The 19,303-nt window shown below is 49.9% G+C and carries 16 protein-coding genes; 10 read left to right on the plus strand and 6 right to left on the minus strand.

Features of this window, described 5'->3' with window-relative positions; genetic code table 11:
- The first annotated feature begins 75 nt into the window (after positions 1-75).
- Positions 76-1,623 (plus strand): ABC transporter ATP-binding protein, encoded by a 1,548-nt coding sequence (locus ACQ4M4_RS22895; RefSeq protein ID WP_430686789.1) that lies wholly within the window; start codon positions 76-78, stop codon positions 1,621-1,623.
- Positions 1,624-1,680: 57 nt separating this feature from the next.
- On the opposite strand, the gene ACQ4M4_RS22900 is transcribed toward ACQ4M4_RS22895, so the two are convergent.
- Entirely contained in the window at positions 1,681-2,058 is a 378-nt protein-coding gene (locus ACQ4M4_RS22900; protein ID WP_430686790.1) for a four helix bundle protein, read from the minus strand.
- A 194-nt stretch (positions 2,059-2,252) separates the two neighbouring features.
- Between ACQ4M4_RS22900 and ACQ4M4_RS22905 the strand changes: the two genes are divergently transcribed.
- The 3 genes from ACQ4M4_RS22905 to ACQ4M4_RS22915 all read left to right on the plus strand — a co-directional run bounded on the left by ACQ4M4_RS22905 (position 2,253) and on the right by ACQ4M4_RS22915 (position 5,304).
- The gene (locus ACQ4M4_RS22905; protein WP_430686791.1) at positions 2,253-2,957 is read left to right on the plus strand and encodes a cysteine hydrolase family protein; all 705 of its coding nucleotides are present in this window, start codon (positions 2,253-2,255) and stop codon (positions 2,955-2,957) included.
- Positions 2,958-3,181: 224 nt separating this feature from the next.
- Positions 3,182-4,627, plus strand: coding sequence for a sensor histidine kinase (locus ACQ4M4_RS22910; RefSeq protein ID WP_430686792.1), 1,446 nt, complete (start codon positions 3,182-3,184; stop codon positions 4,625-4,627).
- Positions 4,624-5,304: a response regulator transcription factor gene (locus ACQ4M4_RS22915; protein ID WP_430686793.1), complete on the plus strand. Its 681-nt coding sequence runs from the start codon at positions 4,624-4,626 to the stop codon at positions 5,302-5,304. Before ACQ4M4_RS22910 ends, ACQ4M4_RS22915 begins: the two co-directional genes overlap by 4 nt.
- Before the next feature lie 112 nt (positions 5,305-5,416).
- On the opposite strand, the gene ACQ4M4_RS22920 is transcribed toward ACQ4M4_RS22915, so the two are convergent.
- The gene (locus ACQ4M4_RS22920) at positions 5,417-6,049 is read right to left on the minus strand and encodes a TetR/AcrR family transcriptional regulator (RefSeq protein WP_430686794.1); all 633 of its coding nucleotides are present in this window, start codon (positions 6,047-6,049) and stop codon (positions 5,417-5,419) included.
- 95 nt (positions 6,050-6,144) lie between these two features.
- Between ACQ4M4_RS22920 and ACQ4M4_RS22925 the strand changes: the two genes are divergently transcribed.
- Positions 6,145-7,464, plus strand: coding sequence for a glycosyltransferase (locus ACQ4M4_RS22925; protein WP_430686795.1), 1,320 nt, complete (start codon positions 6,145-6,147; stop codon positions 7,462-7,464).
- 464 nt (positions 7,465-7,928) lie between these two features.
- Positions 7,929-9,305: a glycosyltransferase gene (locus ACQ4M4_RS22930; protein WP_430686796.1), complete on the plus strand. Its 1,377-nt coding sequence runs from the start codon at positions 7,929-7,931 to the stop codon at positions 9,303-9,305.
- A 194-nt stretch (positions 9,306-9,499) separates the two neighbouring features.
- On the opposite strand, the gene ACQ4M4_RS22935 is transcribed toward ACQ4M4_RS22930, so the two are convergent.
- The 4 genes from ACQ4M4_RS22935 to ACQ4M4_RS22950 form a co-directional block, all read right to left on the minus strand.
- On the minus strand, positions 9,500-10,297 hold the full coding sequence (locus tag ACQ4M4_RS22935; protein WP_430686797.1) for a manganese catalase family protein: 798 nt from the start codon (positions 10,295-10,297) through the stop codon (positions 9,500-9,502).
- 189 nt (positions 10,298-10,486) lie between these two features.
- Complete coding sequence (locus ACQ4M4_RS22940) at positions 10,487-11,080, minus strand: SAM-dependent methyltransferase (RefSeq protein WP_430686798.1); 594 nt, start codon at positions 11,078-11,080, stop codon at positions 10,487-10,489.
- Positions 11,077-11,874 carry a PIG-L deacetylase family protein gene (locus tag ACQ4M4_RS22945; RefSeq protein WP_430686799.1) on the minus strand — a complete coding sequence of 266 codons (798 nt, stop codon included), beginning with the start codon at positions 11,872-11,874 and terminating at the stop codon, positions 11,077-11,079. Before ACQ4M4_RS22945 ends, ACQ4M4_RS22940 begins: the two co-directional genes overlap by 4 nt.
- Positions 11,867-13,087: an acyl-CoA dehydrogenase family protein gene (locus ACQ4M4_RS22950; protein WP_430686800.1), complete on the minus strand. Its 1,221-nt coding sequence runs from the start codon at positions 13,085-13,087 to the stop codon at positions 11,867-11,869. The genes ACQ4M4_RS22945 and ACQ4M4_RS22950 overlap by 8 nt, the downstream gene beginning before the upstream one ends.
- 204 nt (positions 13,088-13,291) lie before the next feature.
- Here ACQ4M4_RS22950 and ACQ4M4_RS22955 point away from each other — a divergent pair, with 204 nt between their 5' ends.
- From ACQ4M4_RS22955 to ACQ4M4_RS22970, 4 genes are all read left to right on the plus strand, one after another.
- The gene (locus tag ACQ4M4_RS22955) at positions 13,292-13,735 is read left to right on the plus strand and encodes a response regulator (RefSeq protein ID WP_430686801.1); all 444 of its coding nucleotides are present in this window, start codon (positions 13,292-13,294) and stop codon (positions 13,733-13,735) included.
- Between the two features lie 278 nt (positions 13,736-14,013).
- Positions 14,014-16,326, plus strand: coding sequence for an ATP-binding protein (locus tag ACQ4M4_RS22960; RefSeq protein WP_430686802.1), 2,313 nt, complete (start codon positions 14,014-14,016; stop codon positions 16,324-16,326).
- Positions 16,280-16,717 (plus strand): response regulator, encoded by a 438-nt coding sequence (locus ACQ4M4_RS22965; RefSeq protein ID WP_430686803.1) that lies wholly within the window; start codon positions 16,280-16,282, stop codon positions 16,715-16,717. Before ACQ4M4_RS22960 ends, ACQ4M4_RS22965 begins: the two co-directional genes overlap by 47 nt.
- Positions 16,687-18,735, plus strand: coding sequence for a response regulator (locus ACQ4M4_RS22970; protein ID WP_430686804.1), 2,049 nt, complete (start codon positions 16,687-16,689; stop codon positions 18,733-18,735). Before ACQ4M4_RS22965 ends, ACQ4M4_RS22970 begins: the two co-directional genes overlap by 31 nt.
- The last annotated feature ends 568 nt before the right edge of the window (positions 18,736-19,303 follow it).

Genomic DNA, 19,303 nt, shown 5'->3' on the forward strand with positions numbered 1-19,303 from the left:
GCTACTCACTTCATCTTGTTATCCAACTGTTTCGATCTAACTGGTTGACTCCTTTCTCCCCACCACCACACGACTATGACTACCGCAACCGAACTTCGCGTCGCCGAAACGATGAATCGCCCACCCGACTTAAAGGTGGTCAGTATGACCAAGCAATTTGGTAGCTTGGTTGCCCTTGAGGATGTGTCGCTACATCTTAAACCAGGCACATTTCATGCCCTGCTGGGCGAAAACGGTGCGGGCAAAAGCACCTTGGTGAAATGTGTCATGGGCTTTTATGCACCAACCCGAGGCGAAATTTTGATCGATGGTGCCTCGGTGAACATTGATAATCCCCGCGATGCCCACCACTATGGCATTGGCATGGTGTATCAGCATTTCACGTCGGTTCCTGCCATGACGGTTGCTGAAAACCTGGTGCTCTCTCGCTACGACAGCACCAAAATCATCAACTGGAAACAGGAAATGGAGGGACTACAAACCTTCATGAATAGCTCACCATTTCGAGTTCCATTGGATGTTCCCATTGCGCAACTTGCCGCAGGCCAAAAGCAAAAGTTAGAAATTTTGAAGCAGCTTTATTTGCAAAGTCGCATTCTAATTTTGGATGAACCGACCTCAGTGCTGACCCCATCTGAAGCAGATGAGGTGCTGGGCTTGCTGCGAGAGCAGGTGACCGAGGGCAAGCTAAGCGTGCTGATGATTTCTCACAAATTCCGCGAGGTGATGGCCTTTGTGGATGAGGTGACTGTATTGCGCAAGGGCAAGTTTGCTGGGCATGGCTTGGTAAAAGAGCTCACCGTTGGTGACATGGCGGAAATGATGATGGGAGAAAAGAAAGATCCCACTCCCGTTAATAAAACAAATCACGATGACGTTGCGTCGGTGCTGGAGGTGCGCAACCTTCACGCTAACAAAGATAACGGTGTAGAAGCGGTGTGTGGCGTAACCCTGACGGTTCACAGCGGCGAAATTGTTGGCATTGCTGGTATTTCGGGGAATGGGCAGCGGGAACTGGTTGAGGTGTTGGCCGGGCAGCGGCAACCTACCGAGGGTGAGGTGCTGGTGAATGGAGAACCCTATGGGGCAACGCGAGCAGAGATGGCGACGCACAAAGTGTTTGCATTACCGGAGGAACCCTTGCGGAATGCCTGCGTACCGCATATGAGCGTGGCAGAAAATATGGCCCTGCGAACGTTCGATAAACCGCCTCAGGCAAAAGGCATGTTGCTCAGTCTGAAAGCGATTCGGATGATGGCGGTGGACTTGATTCACCAGTTTTCGGTGAAGACCCCGTCTCCCGAAACGCCGGTGGGCAACTTGTCGGGTGGAAACGTACAGCGAACCGTGCTGGCACGGGAACTGTCAGAGGATCACATTAATTTGTTGATTGCTGCGAATCCCTGTTTTGGATTGGACTTTAACGCGGTGGATTTCATTCATACGCAAATTGTGGAAGCGCGAAATCGCGGTGTGGCGGTGCTGCTGGTGAGTGAGGATTTGGATGAGTTACTCAAACTGTCGGATCGAATTATTGTGATTAGCGAGGGCAAGTTTATGTACGAGAGTGCGATCGCCGATGCAGACTTTGCGGCCATTGGTCGCAGCATGGCAGGACATTAATTGCATCATTTGAATCAGGTTCGAATACGGTTCGAATCAAGATGGACGGCGTCGCCTTTAGCGAGAGATGGTCTGCTTTGGCGGAGGTGGTGTTTTGGCCCGTTGAATGTACGTAGTCACCAGGGTGGACAACTCAGTGGTTTCTTGAATGAGTTTCCTCAACTGTGCAGCCTCCATCAACTCGGCTTCAATCAGCAGTTCTAGCCAATAGATGGTTTCTTCTAGAGCCTGCTGGGCTACCTCAAGTTTGGCAATGTATTCGGAGCGAACCCGACTGCGACTGGCAACAAGGTAGAGGGCACCCACCGAGGTGCCACTTTCCAGCAGATGGCTGCCAATGACTTGAGCCGCTTGGCTGGAGGATGGAAGGGCGGCATAGAGCCGAATGATGCGTAAGGCAAATGCCTTGGTGCGCTGCTTTAAGTCCTGCTGCATGTAACGCGATGTCGATTAGGTGCTGAATAAGGGCTGAAAGTGTCTATGTTCAAGATTCCCTGTTTGCGCCGCTTTGTTGATAGAAAACTGTGAGTTTTTGGTCTGCGGCTGGGTGGCATGTCATGTCAAAACTTTATGCTCGCTCCAAGAACTGACCTGCAACGAGAAATCACGTTTATACTCTAGCGACTCCTATGGATATTTCTGCTCTGCCTTACGATTACACCTTGCCTGAGGATGTGAAGAAAGTTGCTTTGGTGATCATTGACATGCAGCGCGACTTTTTGGAGCCGGGTGGATTTGGTGATGCCTTGGGGAATGATGTGTTGCGATTGCAGGCGATTGTGCCGACGTTGCAGCAGTTGCTATCTACATTTCGGTCGATGGGGCTGATGGTGATTCATACGGTGGAGTGCCATCAACCCGATTTGTCGGATTGCCCGGTGTCAAAACTGCACCGAGGCAAGGGTGATCTCAAAATTGGCGATCGCGGTCCCATGGGGCGCATTTTGGTCAAGGGAGAACCTGGAAACGGCATTATTCCAGAACTGGAGCCACTGCCCAACGAGGTTGTGATTTACAAACCAGGCAAGGGGGCATTTTATGCCACCCCATTGTCCGACCTATTGCAACGTGAGGGGATTACTCATTTGCTGGTGACCGGGGTGACCACTGAGGTGTGTGTGCAAACCACGATGCGCGAAGCGAACGATCGCGGCTACGAATGTCTCATGGTTGAAGACTGTACAGAGAGCTATTTCCCTGAGTTTAAGCAGGCAACCCTAGATATGGTGCGGGCTCAGGGGGGCATTGTAGGCTGGACAGCGCCTGCCGCCAATGTGATAGCAGCACTACAAGCTTGGATGCAACGCCCCGAGGAGAAGGCGATCGCATTCTAACGTCACTGGTTCCTCGTAGAGCCAGTACTGGCAACTTGCACCTGGAAGCTTCCAGGTGCTTTTTTCTCAACGTCAGTTTCGGTTAAGGGCTTTTCTGAAGTTTGCGCGCCGCGCAAACTTCAGAAAAGCCCATTTTTGCGTGCGCAACGCGCACGCAAAAATGGGCACTTCAGCTTATCCAAAACTCAGGTTTTTTTAGATATTTTTGTTGAAGGCGGTTTCTGATGCGCCATTTACCCCACATGATTACTCGCCGATTGGCTAAACGAATCTCCCCGACCTCGCTACAGTTTCGCTTGACTGTGGAACTGATTGCAATTGCAGTTCTGGGGGTCAGTGGCGTGGCGATTTGGGCGGGTTGGCGAATGGAACAAACTTTAATTTCGGTTCACAAACAAAACCTGGAATATATTGCAGCACGCTTTCCAGAGCAGGTTGAGCTTTACCGTGAGATGGGATCGGTTGAGACCGGGGTAAAAGCTACTATCGATAAACTTTCAACACCAGAATTGTTGATTTGGGTGCGGAGTCCGGATGGGCAAATTCTGTCTCGCCCTTCTGCTATCAATAGCTCCCCCCCTGAGTTGATGAATGGGGTGGTGACAACAGATGTTCCCGCACAACCAACGGTCTTTCGTTTTGGCGATCGCTATGTCGTACTGTGTGGCAATCCCCTCTCCATCAGCGGCACCCCCCTGGGGCAAGTGTATATTTTGAAAGATATTACCGAGGATCAAATGCGGCTGAATGCAGGAGTTCATAGCCTCATTCTGTCCAGCATTGTGGCCGTTGTTCTTTTGGTGATTGCTATCTCCCGCCGAATTCGTAGAGCGCTCCAACCCCTGCAACAGATGAGCCAGGTCGCCAGTGCGGTTTCTGCGGACGATTTGAGCGGTGCAAAACTGGAATTAGACCGCGCCCCCGATGAAATTGTGGGATTGGCGCAAGCCTTTAATGAAATGTTAGTCCGGCTATCTGGTTCCTGGGATCAACAGCGCCAATTTGTGGGGAACGTTTCCCATGAACTCCGCACTCCTTTATCTGTGATTACCGGATATCTCCAAAGCCTGTTACGGCGGGGAGACAATCTGAGTCCCCATCAACAACAGGCCGTGGCAACGGCCTCTGCAGAAGCCGAACGCACGATCCGGATGTTGGAAGATTTATTGGATCTGGCGCGGGTTGATAGTGGCAATCTCCATTTTCGGCTGACCCCGATATTGCTGAATACACTGGTGATGGAGGTCGCGCAAATGAGTCAGAAAGTCAGCAATCGGCAAATTGACCTATTCGTCACGAATGAGGATGTCATGGTTTGTGCTGACCAAGACCGCCTGCAACAGGTGTTGATCAATTTGGTTGATAATGCCATCAAATATTCTGAGCCTGATCAAGCCGTTGATCTGGTGTTGGAAAAGACCGAACAGCAGGCAGCCATTCATGTTCGCGATCGCGGGGTAGGGATTGCTCTGGCTCATCAACAGCGGATTTTTGAGCGGTTTTATCGGGTGGATGAATCCATGACCCGATCGAGAGACGGAACAGGATTGGGATTGGCGATCGCAAAAAGCCTGATCGAAGGCATGGACGGACGCATTACCCTCCGATCGAAACTGGGCGAAGGCAGCCTGTTTACGATCACCTTACCGCTTTGGAAGCCGCAAGCATGACTGCTCACATTCTCCTAGTTGAAGATGACGCGAAGCTGGCGCAGTTGATCGAAGCCGAGCTGAGTTTAGAGGGCTATCAGGTCACAGTTGCAACGAATGGCATAGAAGGCTTGAGCATGGCGCGTGAAATTCAGCCTGCTCTGCTGATTTTGGATTGGATGATGCCAGGTGCATCCGGGTTAGATGTTTGTATGAGGCTGCGAACAACGGGGATGCAGGTTCCGATCATTATGCTGACTGCTAAAGATGAGATTCCCGATCGCGTGGCTGGACTGAATGCAGGAGCCGATGATTATGTCACCAAGCCGTTCAGCATTGAGGAACTTTTGGCGAGAGTCAAGGCTCATTTGCGCCGCGCTCACCCAGAAAAACCCGATTGTCTAGAATTTGAAGGTTTGACGCTAACCTGTATTACCCACGAAGTTTATCGCGATCGCCAATTGATTCCACTCACCGCCAAAGAGTTCGACTTGTTAGAATTTTTGATGCGCCATCCCCGTCAGGTTCTCACTCGCGATCAGATTTTGGAGCAGGTTTGGGGATATGACTTTGTTGGCGAATCAAACATTATTGAAGTTTATATTCGAGCATTACGCATTAAATTAGAAGCCAACAATCCAAAACGTTTGATTCATACAATTCGTGGTGTGGGTTACGTCCTCCGAGGAAGCGTATAGAGGGAAGAGGGATAATTCTCCCGATCGCCGCTGTTTCACAAATTTCTCGTTCGCAGTCGAGTCCTGAGTAAGCTGATGATTACTCAATCATCGAGACATCAGATACTTCCTGCTACTCTTCTGAAAATGGTTCCAAGGCTTTGAATGCGATCGCCTCCGCATCATCACTACTCACTCCCAACGATTTAAGAATTAACTTTGTAATCTGTTCTGGATAATTTGCTTCGGTATGTCCTTCCAGAATGGTGCGCATTGCCATCAGTGATGTTCCTAAAACAAGATCCACGGAGGCTTGCACACTGTCTACACGAAACCGTTTCAACCGGATTCCTGCTTCTAAATCGGACATCAAACCCCGTTCGATCGTTTCACTCAAAGGGGCTGCCACCAACCCAATGCGAACAATCACCCATCCCCAGGTGGCATCACGCATCGCTTGATGGAGAAACTGCCGCAAGCCGATCGCCATTCGTTCAGCCGGGTCTGCGATCGTTGCATACTGTGCCCAAATTTTTTGATTCATCACATCACTCAACGATGCTGCAACAGCTCTCAATACCTCTTCACGGGTTTGAAAGTAGTTATAAAACGTCCCTCTGGCAACGCCCGCCTCGGCAATAATGTCGTCAATGGTGACCGCATCCGTTTCTTTGCGAGCAAAGACCCGATAAGCGGACTCGATCAAATGCGATCGCGTCCGTTCCCGTTTTTCCATGCCAATCGAGGCTCGACGAGAGGGCTTCATGAAGCTTGCGTTGAACAATACCGAACCTAGCATACCGCTTGTTGACACTTCCATCAAAATGACGCTATCGTCAAAATGACATAATCGTCAATTTTGTGCCATTAACTCCAGTCATCAAATTAGGAGTCCTTGTGATGCGGATCGCCATCATTGCTTTGGGGAGTCAGGGAGATGTACAGCCCTACATTGCACTGGGGAAAGGGCTAAAAGCAGCGGGTTACGCTGTCCGTTTATTAACCCATGAGAACTTTGGAGGCTTAGCCACCTCGCATGGCCTAGATTTTTGCCCCATGCAAGGAAACGTACAAGAACTGATTGAAACCCCAGAAATGCGGGAGCTTTCCGAGAAGGGAAACTTTATAACCATGACCCTAAAGACGGCAAAAGAAACCGAACGAGTGTCTATTCAATGGGCGCAATCAGGGTTAGAAGCCTGTCGCGGCATAGATTTGCTAATCGCAGGAGTGGGAGGGCTGTATCTTGCGCTGTCGTTTGCAGAGAAGTTAGAGATTCCCCTGCTGCCAGCCTTTGTGTTTCCCTTTACGCCTACCCGGACGTTTCCAGGAATTTTGTTTCCACAGTCGCTCAACCGTTGGGGAGGCACCGTTAATTGGTTATCCCATCAAGTTTTGAGACAAATTATCTGGCAAGGCTCTCGTTCAGGTGATACCGCCGCTCGTCAGCAAGTTCTCGACTTATCCCCATCTCCCTTTTTCGGTCCCCACCAATCTTCCTATTTGCGTCGCTTGCCAACTCTCTATGGATTCAGTCCTGCTGTTCTTGCCAAGCCGTCGGATTGGCACAATGCCGATGTCACCGGCTATTGGTTTCTGGATGCCGCCTCTGATTGGACTCCCCCGACCGATCTGGTGAACTTTCTAGAGGCCGGTTCACCCCCGGTCTACATCGGCTTTGGCAGTATGGGAAATCGCAACCCAGAAGAAACCGCTGAGCTTGTTTTACAAGCTCTGGAAAAAACAGGACAACGCGCGATTTTGCTGGCGGGCTGGAGTGGAATGCAGAGAGAAAAAATGCCAGATAATGCGTTTCTGATCAAATCTGTTCCCCATGCGTGGTTGTTTCCACGAGTTGCGGCAGTTGTCCATCATGGAGGGGCAGGTACAACAGCGGCAGGGCTCCGGGCAGGAGTGCCAACGATCATTATTCCGTTTTTTGGTGATCAGGGCTTTTGGGGGCAACGAGTTGCAGATTTAGGCGTGGGAACCGCACCAATTCCGCGCAAACAGCTTACAGCAGAGCGACTAGCACAAGCGATTCAAACGGTGGTGGGCGATCGCACCATGCAGCGGCAGGCAGCGAGTTTAGGAGAAAAAATCAGATCTGAAAATGGGGTTGCAAATGCCGTGGCCATTATCAAAAACCTCGAACCGGTGCTCACGACAGTCCCAATCTAAGAATCTTTTCGGCTCACTTAGGTCGCCATCGCTGAAGCACTAAAAGTCGCTTTACTTTTCCAGTAATATCCTCTCCGGCTAACCCTTTCAGGTCTAGCGGGAGCTTCCCAATCTCACGATTGAAAGTTGCTGCTTCAGTGGCATCTCAACAAATAAGCCTCCACAGCCAGGAAACGCTCGTCTAAAGGGCATTCAGCGAAATGGTTGTGTTTCACAGTTGTGGATGTGTGTGGTGGAAGGGATGCTCCAGATCCCTTCCACCACACACCCACCTGTCTAGAACATTACCCAGCGAAATGATGACGATCTTGTTACAGTAAGCCCTATACCTTTGGAAACATTGCTGCTTGGGAGTATGCGCCGATTGAACAATCTCCATCAATGGGCAGATTAAGCCGTTTGAACAACGCTTCAAAATCAAGAAATATGAAGCACTTTCATAACGCAGCTTTCCATAACACAGCTTGCTGCAACCGCTTGATCGCTTTGGAGATACAGCAGTGGGTTACGTGAATGATTGCCTGACAGCGATCGCGGTTCCATCAATTTCTCGTCTTTCTGAAATTGAATCTCCCCCTTTAGTGTCAACACCACCATTGCCTCAATGTGAGGTCTGCGTGATCGTGCCTGTCCGAAACGAGGCGGAAGTTTTAGAGCGCACCCTTACGGCTCTGGCGTACCAGGTGGATTTGCATGGCCGCCCAATTCCATCAAAGCGCTATGAAGTAATTTTGTTGGCAAATAATTGCAGCGATGATTCTGCCGCGATCGCTCGACGGTTTGCCCAACGGCAACCAAATCTGGTGCTACATGTGGTGGAGCAAACGCTGCCTGCATCTCAAGCGTACATTGGCTGGGTGCGGAAGCGACTGATGGATGAGGCGCATTCCCGCTTGATGGGATTAGGGCGCACGCGGGGAGTGATTGCTTCCACGGATGGTGATACCTGTGTCGCTCCTACCTGGATTGCGGCGACGCTGCACGAAATTCAAGCTGGGGCTGATGCGGTGGGTGGACGAATCATGACCGATCGTCACGATCGAGCTGCTCTTGATCCCTATGCGAGAGCCTGCCACTTACGGGAAGTGGGGTATCGGTTTTTGATTGCTGAACTGGAAGCTTACCTCGATCCCGATCCGTTTGACGCGATGCCGCGGCACTTTCAACATTACGGTGCAAGTTTTGCCGTGACAGCAGACATGTATGAACAGGCAGGCGGGTTGCCCCCGGTAAAAACATCCGAGGATGTTGCCCTCTACCGTGCGTTGCTGCGAGTGAATGCGCGCTTTCGTCATAGTCTACGGGTACAAGTGACCACGTCAGCTCGGCAGGTTGGACGCGCTCAAAATGGATTAGCTCACCAGCTCAATCAATGGGCAACCATGGGCGTACAACACCAGCCGTTTTTAGTTGAACCCGCAGGCGCGATTGTCGCTCGGTTGCAAGCCCGCCATGAGTTGAGGCGGCTCCTAAACCGGGCGTTGGATGGTTACACACCCACGGTATCGGACGTTGCGTTACCTGCAAATCGGTTAGGTGTCGATCGCGGCTGGTTGATGGATCGATTGGCACAGCCTGCCTCTTTCGGTGCGTTATTAGAGCAAATCGAACAGCAGCAGGTACGGGAAGGGCTTTGGCAGCAGCGATGGCCGCCCATCAACATTCAGCAAGCAATGAACGACCTGCGTTTGCTGCTAGAGCCGCTGCGGTCTCAATCGAACAACGTCTCTCACTTGAAGGACGCTTTTCCATTAGGCACCGCAGCTTCCCCGCTGGTCGCGATCGCTTCCCCCTTACGCATGACAGCTTCAACACAGGTGACGACGGCAACGACGGCTTGAGGACGCGTAACCACAGCATCAGCAGTGGTGAGTCATACTTCATTGAATTGAGCATATGACATCCCCTGTTGAGGAAAAACAATGCCGTGACCGTATCCACCTGTTGCTAACTCCGTTAAAAAAGGTCTTACAAAACAACGCCCCACTCCACAGTAAATGCATGGAGTGAGGCGTTGAGACGTAGATAACTACTTCTACTTTGATTGATGCTGGTTTATAGGATCAGCGATGTACCGGAAGTTGGGTTCAGAGTTCCAGGGGCCGCGATCGTCGCCTGATTTGCCATTCGATGACAGATTGTAGTATAAATCAACCGTTTCATCGGGTTGAACGTTACCAAAGAACGGATCATCCAATTTACCCAGTGAATTGAGTGCTTCCATGAACATCTTTGTGTGAGAAATCTCACGGGTTAGAAGATGCACCAATGTCTGCTTGGTACCGTCATCGGGACACAGCTTGATCAGTGATTCGTAAGTTTGACGGGCTCCAGCCTCAGCTGCAACGTTTGCTCTCAAATCGCGAACCACGTCGCCGCCTTCATTCAAGTAAGTCGCTGTCCAAGCGGTTCCCTGACTATCTAAGAAGTGAGGCCCCATGCCACGCACAGCAAATAAGCTGCTCTTAAAAGCATCCGTCTGATCCACGTTTTTGGTGTGAGCTTCAATCAACTTGCCCACCATTTCCAGGTGACCAAATTCTTCAATGGCGATATCTTGCAGCATATCTTTGATGCCAGCATTCTCAACGTGAAAAGACTGCACCCAGTATTGCAACGCCGCTGAAAGTTCTCCCGTGGCTCCACCAAATTGCTCTAACAAAAGCTGAGCGAAGCGTGGGTCTGCTTCGTTAACATTAACGACGTGAATCGGGTCTTTTTTATGGAAAAACATGAAGAAATCCTTTTGATGATGAGGTGTTCTGGCGTTTGAGGCAGGACTGATTGCGCGTATCGTTGGACTGTCCAGAATGAAACCGCTTTGTATCTCCAATCGCCAGTTGTTGAAGGGTTAAACCTGGCAGGTAGTCATGCCTTTTCGCCAATTTTTTTCGTTTGAGAGCGGTCTCCATAGGCTGATCGTAGAACTAACTGCAAGACACTACGTGAGCCAAAAGAGGGAGTTCTTAAGATGTTTTCAATGAAAAATTAACTGTAGAGCTTGAAAGGTTTAAGCTCTTGACTAGATACGTTCAAATAAATCGAGTCGATAAGTTTCGGCGCGATCGCCCTTTATATGCCGAATTTGTGACGAAGGGAGGGCTAAAAAGGATTCGTGAACTTCATCACCACTGAGTGGATTGTGATAATACGCGTCGTAAGGCGTCCAGTGAACCAACAGGAGATGACCACCCGGTTCAAGCTGTTGCAAAATTAACTGCTGCGCTTTCTTAAGGTCATCTAAACACCAGTAGTAGCCCACTTCTGAGAGCACTGTGAGGTCGAATTGTTCGTCTGGATAGGCTTGTGGCACCTGCATGAGCTGGAAACGAACATGTGGTAGGGATTGACACCGCTCGATCGCCTTCTGCTGCGCCTTTTCTGATACATCCAGCGATAGCAAAGAATCGCACCGGGTCGCCAGCATTTCCGTAAGGACACCAATTGAACCGCCAATTTCTAACGCCGAACGATAGCGATCGCTCGGCAAAGCTGCCATTGTTGCCGCGTACTTCTTCGCCTCGTAGTCGCTGGTTTCAAACTTCCAGGGGTCAGCATCAGCGGTGTACAGGGAATCAAAATAGTCAGGGGTAAGGGATGATTGAGATGGCTTCATCGAATCTCCTCCAAATAAACTTCCCAGGGACGCGCAAAGTTTGCCAGCATCTCTGGTGTTAACTGAAATCCTTCTGGATCGTCATCAATCAGATTGGTGGTTTGAGACTGGTAGGCTGCGATCGCCATCAGCTTTTTCTCCAACACGGTTTGAATATCCAACCGCCAACTGACAATGTGTTCCAGGTGGCTAAAATCTCCTTGTTGTTCCGGATCCCAATCCCAGATTGGGTATTCAATGACGCGTAGTGAACCATTGGGATAGGGTGGATGAGAGCCCCGACTTCCCTTAGAGCAGGGGCTTTCAGAAATCAAGTCAAGCAATGCTGTGCGAAGGAGTTGCCAGGTAGCGCGATGATCAGGGTGCGGATCGAATCGCCAGGGTAAAAAAATGGTTTCTGGCAGCCGCGTTTCTAGATACGTGCGACAACGCATTACGGCTTCATGTATGCCAGGAGATGCAGACGTGGGAACGGAACCATCGGGCAACCGCAAAAAGGTAACCTCTGCTGCGTCTACACCCAACGTTGAGAGGGCGTGTAACGTTTCGGCTTCCCGGAGTGCTTGCAACCGTGGGGCAGGGTATTTGAGCGATCGCGGATGCGACAGCGTACCATCGCTCATAACCAGAACATGCACTGGATAGCCCAACGCTCGCAACAGCGCGATCGCCCCGCCACAGCCCAAGGTTTCATCATCGGGATGGGGTGCGACAACCAGCGCCGAACCAGCGATGGTCTGCACCGATCGCAGCGGTAATGCCGCAGAATTCAGCAAGGATGGTTGACTAGTCATTGCCATCATCAGACCACAGGGAATAGGCAGCATTGGGTTGCGCTAAAGCATACTGTCCGACGTTTGCCAGAGCCGCATCAAAGACAGGTTGTCGCAAATACAGGGTTAAATCCCGGATGATGCGCTCCATCGGGTAGGGAGGCAACAATCCACGCGTACCCACCGATCGCTCACAAAGCTGCATCACATCCATACAGATCTGTTCGATCGCCGTTCGTACCATATTGGCGTAGGCGACCAGTTTATCTGCCTGGTCAGAGGGTTGATCAGGATGTCCACCAAACATCGGTGCATAGTCTTTCACAAGCTCTGCGGCGTTGCGTAACCAAAGATTGCCGCTTTCAATGGCGATCGCCATACGTCCCAGGCGTTCCTGCTGGTAGGGATCTGTCGTGCGATTGAGGCTATTCAGGTAATGTCGAGTGGTATCAAACAGCGCTTCTGCACCTCCGAGCTGCACGGCTGCAAAGCGGATGACTCCTGCCGTTAGCCACGGTTGGCGAAAATAATCACCCGGTTTCCCAATCAAGGCACTTGCATCCAATTCCACATTGGTAAAATCGACTTTGAAGCTCGCTGTAGCGCGCATACCTGACGGTTGCCACCAGCTTGGATCACTTACCGTTGCGACCGCTTCCATCGGGACAATGCACATTTGCCAGGGGCCGTCCCCTAACGGTCCATTTACAAACGGTCGATCGACAAACCCCGATCCTGAACAAAACGTTTTGGAACCTTCCAGGCGATATCGCCCATCTTCCATCGGATGGACTGTTACACCATCAGCGGCTTCTGCATTCCACACACCAAAGATTTTGTGGCGATCGCGCGCATCACTGGCATAGCGTTCCATCTGTTCGCGTGTGCCAAAGGTTTGGATGAGTTGCAGTGCATTCACATGGCCTTCGTAAATGCGACCCACCGCCAAATTCCCGCGTCCCAGCTGTTTCAACAGCATGAGTAACGTGCCTGTAAGGCCCGCATCCACCCCCAAACCGCATCCACCCAACTCTGGTTGCAACGGTGCTGCCAATAAACCAGTGTTTGCGATCAGCTCAAATTCTTTGACTGGAAACGCACCGTTATGGTCGATCGCGCTAGCGTTTTCAGCGCAGAAATCCGAAATTTCAACAGCGTGAGCGATCAATTCATCTGGCGTTAAACGACTTTGCTGATCAATTGAATTAGGCGAGATGTCAGCAGTAAGGGGCACCACGTTAGTAATCTTTCTTCAAGGTCAATGTACCGATAGTGCAACAGAATCGCCGTTTAGTGCCTCTGCCTTTCGACTACTTTTAAGCCTTGAGTGGAATTTAGTGTCTGTCTCTGTCAACGTTACAGATTTGCGATCGTAGCAACCATACTCCGAACGGCTCGATCAATGCCAGAATAAACGGCAGGTCGTTCTGGATGTAAAATGCAGGATCTTTCGACTCAACGCCTGATTCTTGTGCTGCAATCAGACCCAACCTATAGGCATCTGATTCAAGAAGTGCTGGCTGAAAATGAGATGAACCCTCAGATAGTAACGATGGGTCACACTCAGGAAGCCTTAAATTTCCTGCGGCGTGAGGGGCCGTATGCTACGAGTCAACGCCCCGACCTGATCCTGTTAGATCTGGATCTGACGGGTGAACCGATGGGTTATGACCTCCTCTCTATGATCAAAACAGCTCCCGACCTGAGGCGTATTCCCATCATTGTGTTGACAATGTCTGACCGATCAGAGGACATCTTCAAGACCTATGCGATTCAAGGCAATTGCTATGTTATCCGCCCGGGCGATCGCGACCAGTTGATTCAAACCATTCGTCGCATTGAAGACTTTTGGCTAAAAATTGTAACGCTCCCCCAGGAGTAAACACTTCTCTATATTGAAATAGTTTTGAACCTATTTGAAGGAATCGAAATAAGCCAAAACCTTTTATCGAGCAGATGTTTTTTTGTGTGGAATTAAACTGCTTTATTGCAAGATTTGGCATTTTATTTCGAGTCTTTTCAAGCTTTAGTTTTATTTAACAACTTTCTCCCAAGTTGGTAAGTTTGATGTTCTATCGTCAGATAGAGCAGTGTTAAATTCTTTTGAATTTCACGCTATAAAACTGACGCTTCTTCTAAGAAGAGCGGGAGATAACAAACATGAGCAGCCAGTCCCTAAGCATTTCAGACAATCATCTTTCAAGCTTAAAACAACCCTCTCTCCATACTTTGAACCAGGTGCAGCCTCACGGTGCAATTCTGGTGCTGCAAGAGCCAGATATGACGGTTTTACAAGCAAGCCGGAATGTCTCAAAGCTCGTTGGAAGACCGGCTGAAGACTTGATTGGGAAAACTCTGGAGGATATCTTTGACTCCTATCAGGCTGATAAATTACTGCAAGGGCTAGCTGCCGAAAACTTGGATTTGATGAATCCTTCGAAGGTTTGGATTCGTCGAGTTGGGGATGATTATGGTGTATTTGATGCGATCGCTCATCGCAGTGCAGATGGCTTTTTGGTGCTGGAATTAGAGCCGTCTTTACTTCAAGAAAATATTCCTTTTTTGGGCTTTTATCATTTAACACGCGGCTCCATTCATCAATTGGAAGCAGGCGCGAATTTAACCCAATTTTTTCAAACCATTGTGCAAGAAGTCCGAAGTGTGACGGGGTTCGATCGCGTCATGCTCTATCGCTTTGACCAAGATAACCATGGCGAGGTCGTAGCTGAGGACAAAGCTCCTGAGATGGAGCCTTATATGGGGCTCCACTTCCCCGAGTCAGATATTCCCCTGCCCGCTCGCAAAATGTTCATCTCCAACTGGATTCGCACCATTCCAGACGCGACGGCTGAGCCTGTAGATATTTACCCACCGATCAATCCTCAAACCCATCAGCCCACTGACCTCACCCAGTCTATTCTGCGCAGTCCATTCCCCTGTCACCTTGAGTATCTGCACAACATGGGGGTGGGCTCCTCCCTCACGATTTCCTTAATGAAGGATCAAAAGCTGTGGGGTTTAATCGCTTGCCACCATCGCACCCCTCGGCAAATTCCCTATGAGCTGCGTAAAGCCTGTGAATTTTTGGGTCGCGTGATTTTCTCGGAAATTGCCAACCGAGAAGAAGAAGCCGACCACCACTACCGCATGAAGCTGTCTCACGTGCAAACGTCGTTGATTAATGCGATGTCGCGGCATGACAACTTTATTGATGCGCTGGTGCAGGGCGACCCCAATTTATTGGATTTAGCCAATGCATCTGGGGCGGCTGTCTGCTTTAACGGGCGGTGGACGATGATAGGCCGGACTCCTTCTGAGGAGGAGTTGACCTATTTGACTCAGTGGTTGGCCAAACATGTGTCTGAAGATGTGTTTTACACAGATTCTCTGCCGCAGATTTACTTTGAGGCTGAGCGGTTTAAACACATCGCCAGCGGCCTGCTAGCAATTCCCATTTCAAAGCGAAGTTTTGTTCTATGGTTTCGTCCTGAGGTCATCCAAACCGTCAATTGGGGGGGAGACCCAAACAAAGCTTATGTGCTGAAGGGAACCGATGTAGAAGATGTTCGGTTGTGTCCCCGACAGTCATTTGCGTTGTGGAAGGAAACGGTGCGTCTCAAGTCACTGCCCTGGCAAGCGGCTGAAGTGAAGGCAGCATTGGAATTTCGCAAGGCGATCGTCAATATTGTGCTGCGACAAGCCGAAGAGTTGGCGTTCCTGGCACAAGATTTGGAGCGATCGAACGCAGAGCTGAAGAAGTTTGCCTATGTCGCGTCCCATGATTTGCAGGAGCCACTCAACCAGGTAGCCAACTATGTGCAGCTGTTAGAGATGCGCTATGACAGCGCTCTCGATGAGGATGCGAAGGAGTTTATCAACTTTGCAGTGGATGGCGTTGGGTTGATGCAAACGTTGATTGATGACGTGTTGGCTTACTCTAAGGTAGACCTGAAGGGCATTGAGTGCCAGCTCACGAATGTCGAAGATGCAGTGACCCAGGCGATCGCCAATTTGCGTAGTCGCATTGGCGAAACCCAGGCAACCGTGACCTATGATGCCATGCCGCAACTGGTAGCCGATCGCACTCAACTAATGCAGCTGTTCCAAAACCTGATTGGTAACGCGGTTAAATTCCGTCAATTTGAGCAACCTCCCCGGATTCACATTAGCGTTGAGCGAACGGAGGAATCTTGGAAATTTGGAGTCCATGACAATGGCATTGGCATTGATCCAAAATTTAGCGATCGCATCTTTGTGATCTTCCAACGGCTTCACACCCGCGACGAATATCCCGGCTCTGGAATGGGGCTGGCCATCTGCAAAAAGATTGTTGAGTGCCATCGCGGACAGATTTGGGTCGAATCGGAGCTGGGTCAAGGTGCAACATTCTACTTCACATTGCCCGTGGGAGGGTTAGATCCGAGCCATGCTAACCGATGGAAGACGCAAAACTATCTTTTTAGTGGAAGATAATTTGGGTGATATTCGCCTGATTCAAGAAGCGCTCAAAAATACCGCCGTAGAGTGTGACATTGCGATCGCCCGTGATGGGGTAGACGCCATGGCCTACCTACGGCGGGAGGGAGACTACGAAAATGCCGTCCGTCCCGACCTGATTTTGCTGGACTTAAATTTGCCTCGCAAAGATGGTCGGGAAGTACTGGCTGATATCAAGGTAGACCCTGAGTTGTGCCACATTCCAGTGGTTGTGCTAACAACCTCCCGTAATGAAGAAGACATCCACAACAGCTACGACCTGTATGTAAACTGCTACATCTCTAAATCTCGTAACCTTAGCCAATTGTTTAAGATTGTTCGGGGGATAGCGGAATTTTGGTTAGAAACAGTCGCCCTACCCTCATAAAGTCCATCACTTGTCCAGTCGAGAGCATTCTGCTGATTGAGGATAACCAAGCCGAAGCTCGATTTTTGCAGGAAATCCTCAAGGGCAGTCTCCTACACCAAGCCCAACTCACCCACGTTAATCGGTTGGAAGAAGGCATGGCTCACTGTGAGCAGCATCCAGTCGATATCATTTTGCTGGATCTCACCCTTCCCGATAGCTACGGGTTAGCCTCCCTGGATAAACTGTTGGGAAAGGCGCCTGGCATTCCCATCGTGGTTTTGACCAATACCAATGATGATGATCTGGCGGTAGAAGCGGTGCGTCGAGGCGCACAGGATTATTTAGTCAAACGGCAGGTCAACCAGGACTTGCTGGTGCGATCGCTGCGGTATGCCATCGAGCGGCAGCAGGGAGAAGTAGCGCTGCGCGAAGCCAATGAAACGTTGGAACAACGGGTGCAACAGCGAACGGCTGAACTCGATAACGCCAATACGCTCTTGCTACAGGAAGTTCAAGAACGCAAGTCCGTTCAAGAACGACTGACGCTGGCCCAACAAGCGGCCAAAATGGGGACGTTTGAATGGAATTTGGAAACCAATCAAGTCATTTGGTCTCCAGAGCTGGAAACGCTGTACGAGGTTGAACCGGGCAGCTTTGGGGATACCTATGAATGCTGGCTCAACACCCTTTATGAGGACGATTGCCCCACCATTGAGCAAGCACTTCACCAGGCGATTGTCGATCAACAGCCGATCAATGTGGAATTTAGAGTCATCCAGCCAAGGGGTAGTCTTCGTTGGATTAGCGTGAAAAGCAATGTCTATCACGATGCAAAAGGCATGGCCCAGCGCATTGTCGGCATCCACATGGACATTACTGAAAAGAAACAGTTTGAAGCGCAGTTTCTGCGGGCACAGCGACTCGAAAGCTTAGGAACCTTAGCGAGTGGCATTGCCCATGATCTGAACAATATCCTGACGCCCATTCTCGGGGTAAGCCAACTCCTTCCCCTCAAATTTCCAACCATGACCGAGCAGACCCACCAACTGCTTGACATTCTAGAGACCAGCGCCCGCCGTGGCAGTTCCCTCATCAAGCAAATTCTATCGTTTGCGAAAGGGGTTGAAGGGAAACGCATTAGCCTGCAAGTGGCTCACATCCTGCAAGAAATTCGTCAGATCATGGGTCAAACGCTGCCCAAATCGATCGAAATTTGGTTGGATTTGAGTTCCAATCTCTGGATAGTTGAGGGAGACGCAACTCAACTGCATCAGGTTTTTATGAATCTTTGCGTCAATGCGCGGGATGCGATGGCTCAGGGCGGTTCCATTATCATTCAAGCTGAAAATCTAGAGCTAGATGACACGGCTGCCCGCACGTTTCTAGAAGCTCGACCCGGACGCTACATTCGCGTTACGGTGACTGACACGGGCAAAGGAATTTCTCCTGAAAATCTCTCCCGCATTTTTGATCCATTCTTTACCACAAAAGAGATTGGCAAAGGCACTGGACTTGGTTTATCTGCGGTCGTGGGTATTGTCAAAAGCCACGGAGGGTTTGTTGATGTGCAAAGCGAGGTCAACAAGGGGAGTGAGTTTTCCATCTATTTACCTGCCAGTCAAATAGACGTAGCACTGGCTGCGGAGAACGTGGATATTCCTCTGGGTCATCGAGAGACGATTTTGATTGTGGATGATGAGGCCGCGATTCGAGAAGTGGTGCGCACGGTGCTGGAAACCTATCAGTATCGCGTTCTCGCGGCAGAAAGTGGCACTGAAGCGATCGCCCTCTATCAAACCTACAAAGATGACATTGATCTGCTCTTAATCGACATGATGATGCCTGGTATGGATGGAGTCACCCTCCTGTCGTTGCTTCACCAAATTAATCCTAATGTGAAGGCGATCGCCATGAGTGGTTTGGGTTCTACCAGAATGACCGAGCGCGCAACATCTCTTGGGTTTCAAGATTTTCTCTCTAAACCCCTAGCCACCGAAGATCTCTCACAAGCCCTGCGCCGCTGTTTAGATGGGTGAAATGAGCAAGATACATGACTTAGGCTGTCGTCTAAATCATCCCAAGCTGATACATAGAAACTATGACAACTCAATATACAGGTAATATTGAGACTCCGATCACAAAGGCAATTGAGCAAGCTGGCACAAGTATTGTTGGCATTCTGTGATCTTTACGACCAAGCCATCTGATTGACTTCGCAACACATAAAAACATACGGAAAGATTTTAGCAATTCAGATTGAGCGGCGTATTATACAGAATAATTCGGCATAAGTAGTGAATCTAGGGTATTATGCCGAATTATTCTGCCTATCTACCCAAAACTAGGATATTAGGCAGAAGATTTCAGTCTAATAAGTTGTTAGCTTGCTAAATCTTGGACGAGGAAGTGCTTCAGTCTTCACCACAACATGAATGGCAAGTTTGATTTGCTAAAGTCCTGTTGTTCTAAGCTTTACATCAACAGAACTCGTGAATATGAGCAGCAAGATATATTACAGTAGTAAGAACGGGGTGCGGCTATAGCTACACCCCTAAGAACACTCAATTTGCTGAAGCCCCTTAGACTCCTACCTCTTTGGGGCTT

This window comes from Leptolyngbya sp. AN02str (genome assembly GCF_050565595.1).
In the GTDB taxonomy this organism is placed as follows: Bacteria; Cyanobacteriota; Cyanobacteriia; order Elainellales; family Elainellaceae; genus Kaiparowitsia.

What these genes read in the sequence shown, in the direction of transcription:
- ACQ4M4_RS22920 (WP_430686794.1), bottom strand. Translation starts at nt 6,049, where the DNA reads ATGAAGCCCTCTCGTCGAGCCTCGATTGGCATGGAAAAACGGGAACGG.
- ACQ4M4_RS22905 (WP_430686791.1), top strand. Translation starts at nt 2,253, where the DNA reads ATGGATATTTCTGCTCTGCCTTACGATTACACCTTGCCTGAGGATGTG.
- ACQ4M4_RS22895 (WP_430686789.1), top strand. Translation starts at nt 76, where the DNA reads ATGACTACCGCAACCGAACTTCGCGTCGCCGAAACGATGAATCGCCCA.
- ACQ4M4_RS22945 (WP_430686799.1), bottom strand. Translation starts at nt 11,874, where the DNA reads ATGACTAGTCAACCATCCTTGCTGAATTCTGCGGCATTACCGCTGCGA.
- ACQ4M4_RS22910 (WP_430686792.1), top strand. Translation starts at nt 3,182, where the DNA reads ATGCGCCATTTACCCCACATGATTACTCGCCGATTGGCTAAACGAATC.
- ACQ4M4_RS22940 (WP_430686798.1), bottom strand. Translation starts at nt 11,080, where the DNA reads ATGAAGCCATCTCAATCATCCCTTACCCCTGACTATTTTGATTCCCTG.
- ACQ4M4_RS22960 (WP_430686802.1), top strand. Translation starts at nt 14,014, where the DNA reads ATGAGCAGCCAGTCCCTAAGCATTTCAGACAATCATCTTTCAAGCTTA.
- ACQ4M4_RS22955 (WP_430686801.1), top strand. Translation starts at nt 13,292, where the DNA reads ATGCAGGATCTTTCGACTCAACGCCTGATTCTTGTGCTGCAATCAGAC.
- ACQ4M4_RS22965 (WP_430686803.1), top strand. Translation starts at nt 16,280, where the DNA reads ATGCTAACCGATGGAAGACGCAAAACTATCTTTTTAGTGGAAGATAAT.
- ACQ4M4_RS22915 (WP_430686793.1), top strand. Translation starts at nt 4,624, where the DNA reads ATGACTGCTCACATTCTCCTAGTTGAAGATGACGCGAAGCTGGCGCAG.
- ACQ4M4_RS22900 (WP_430686790.1), bottom strand. Translation starts at nt 2,058, where the DNA reads ATGCAGCAGGACTTAAAGCAGCGCACCAAGGCATTTGCCTTACGCATC.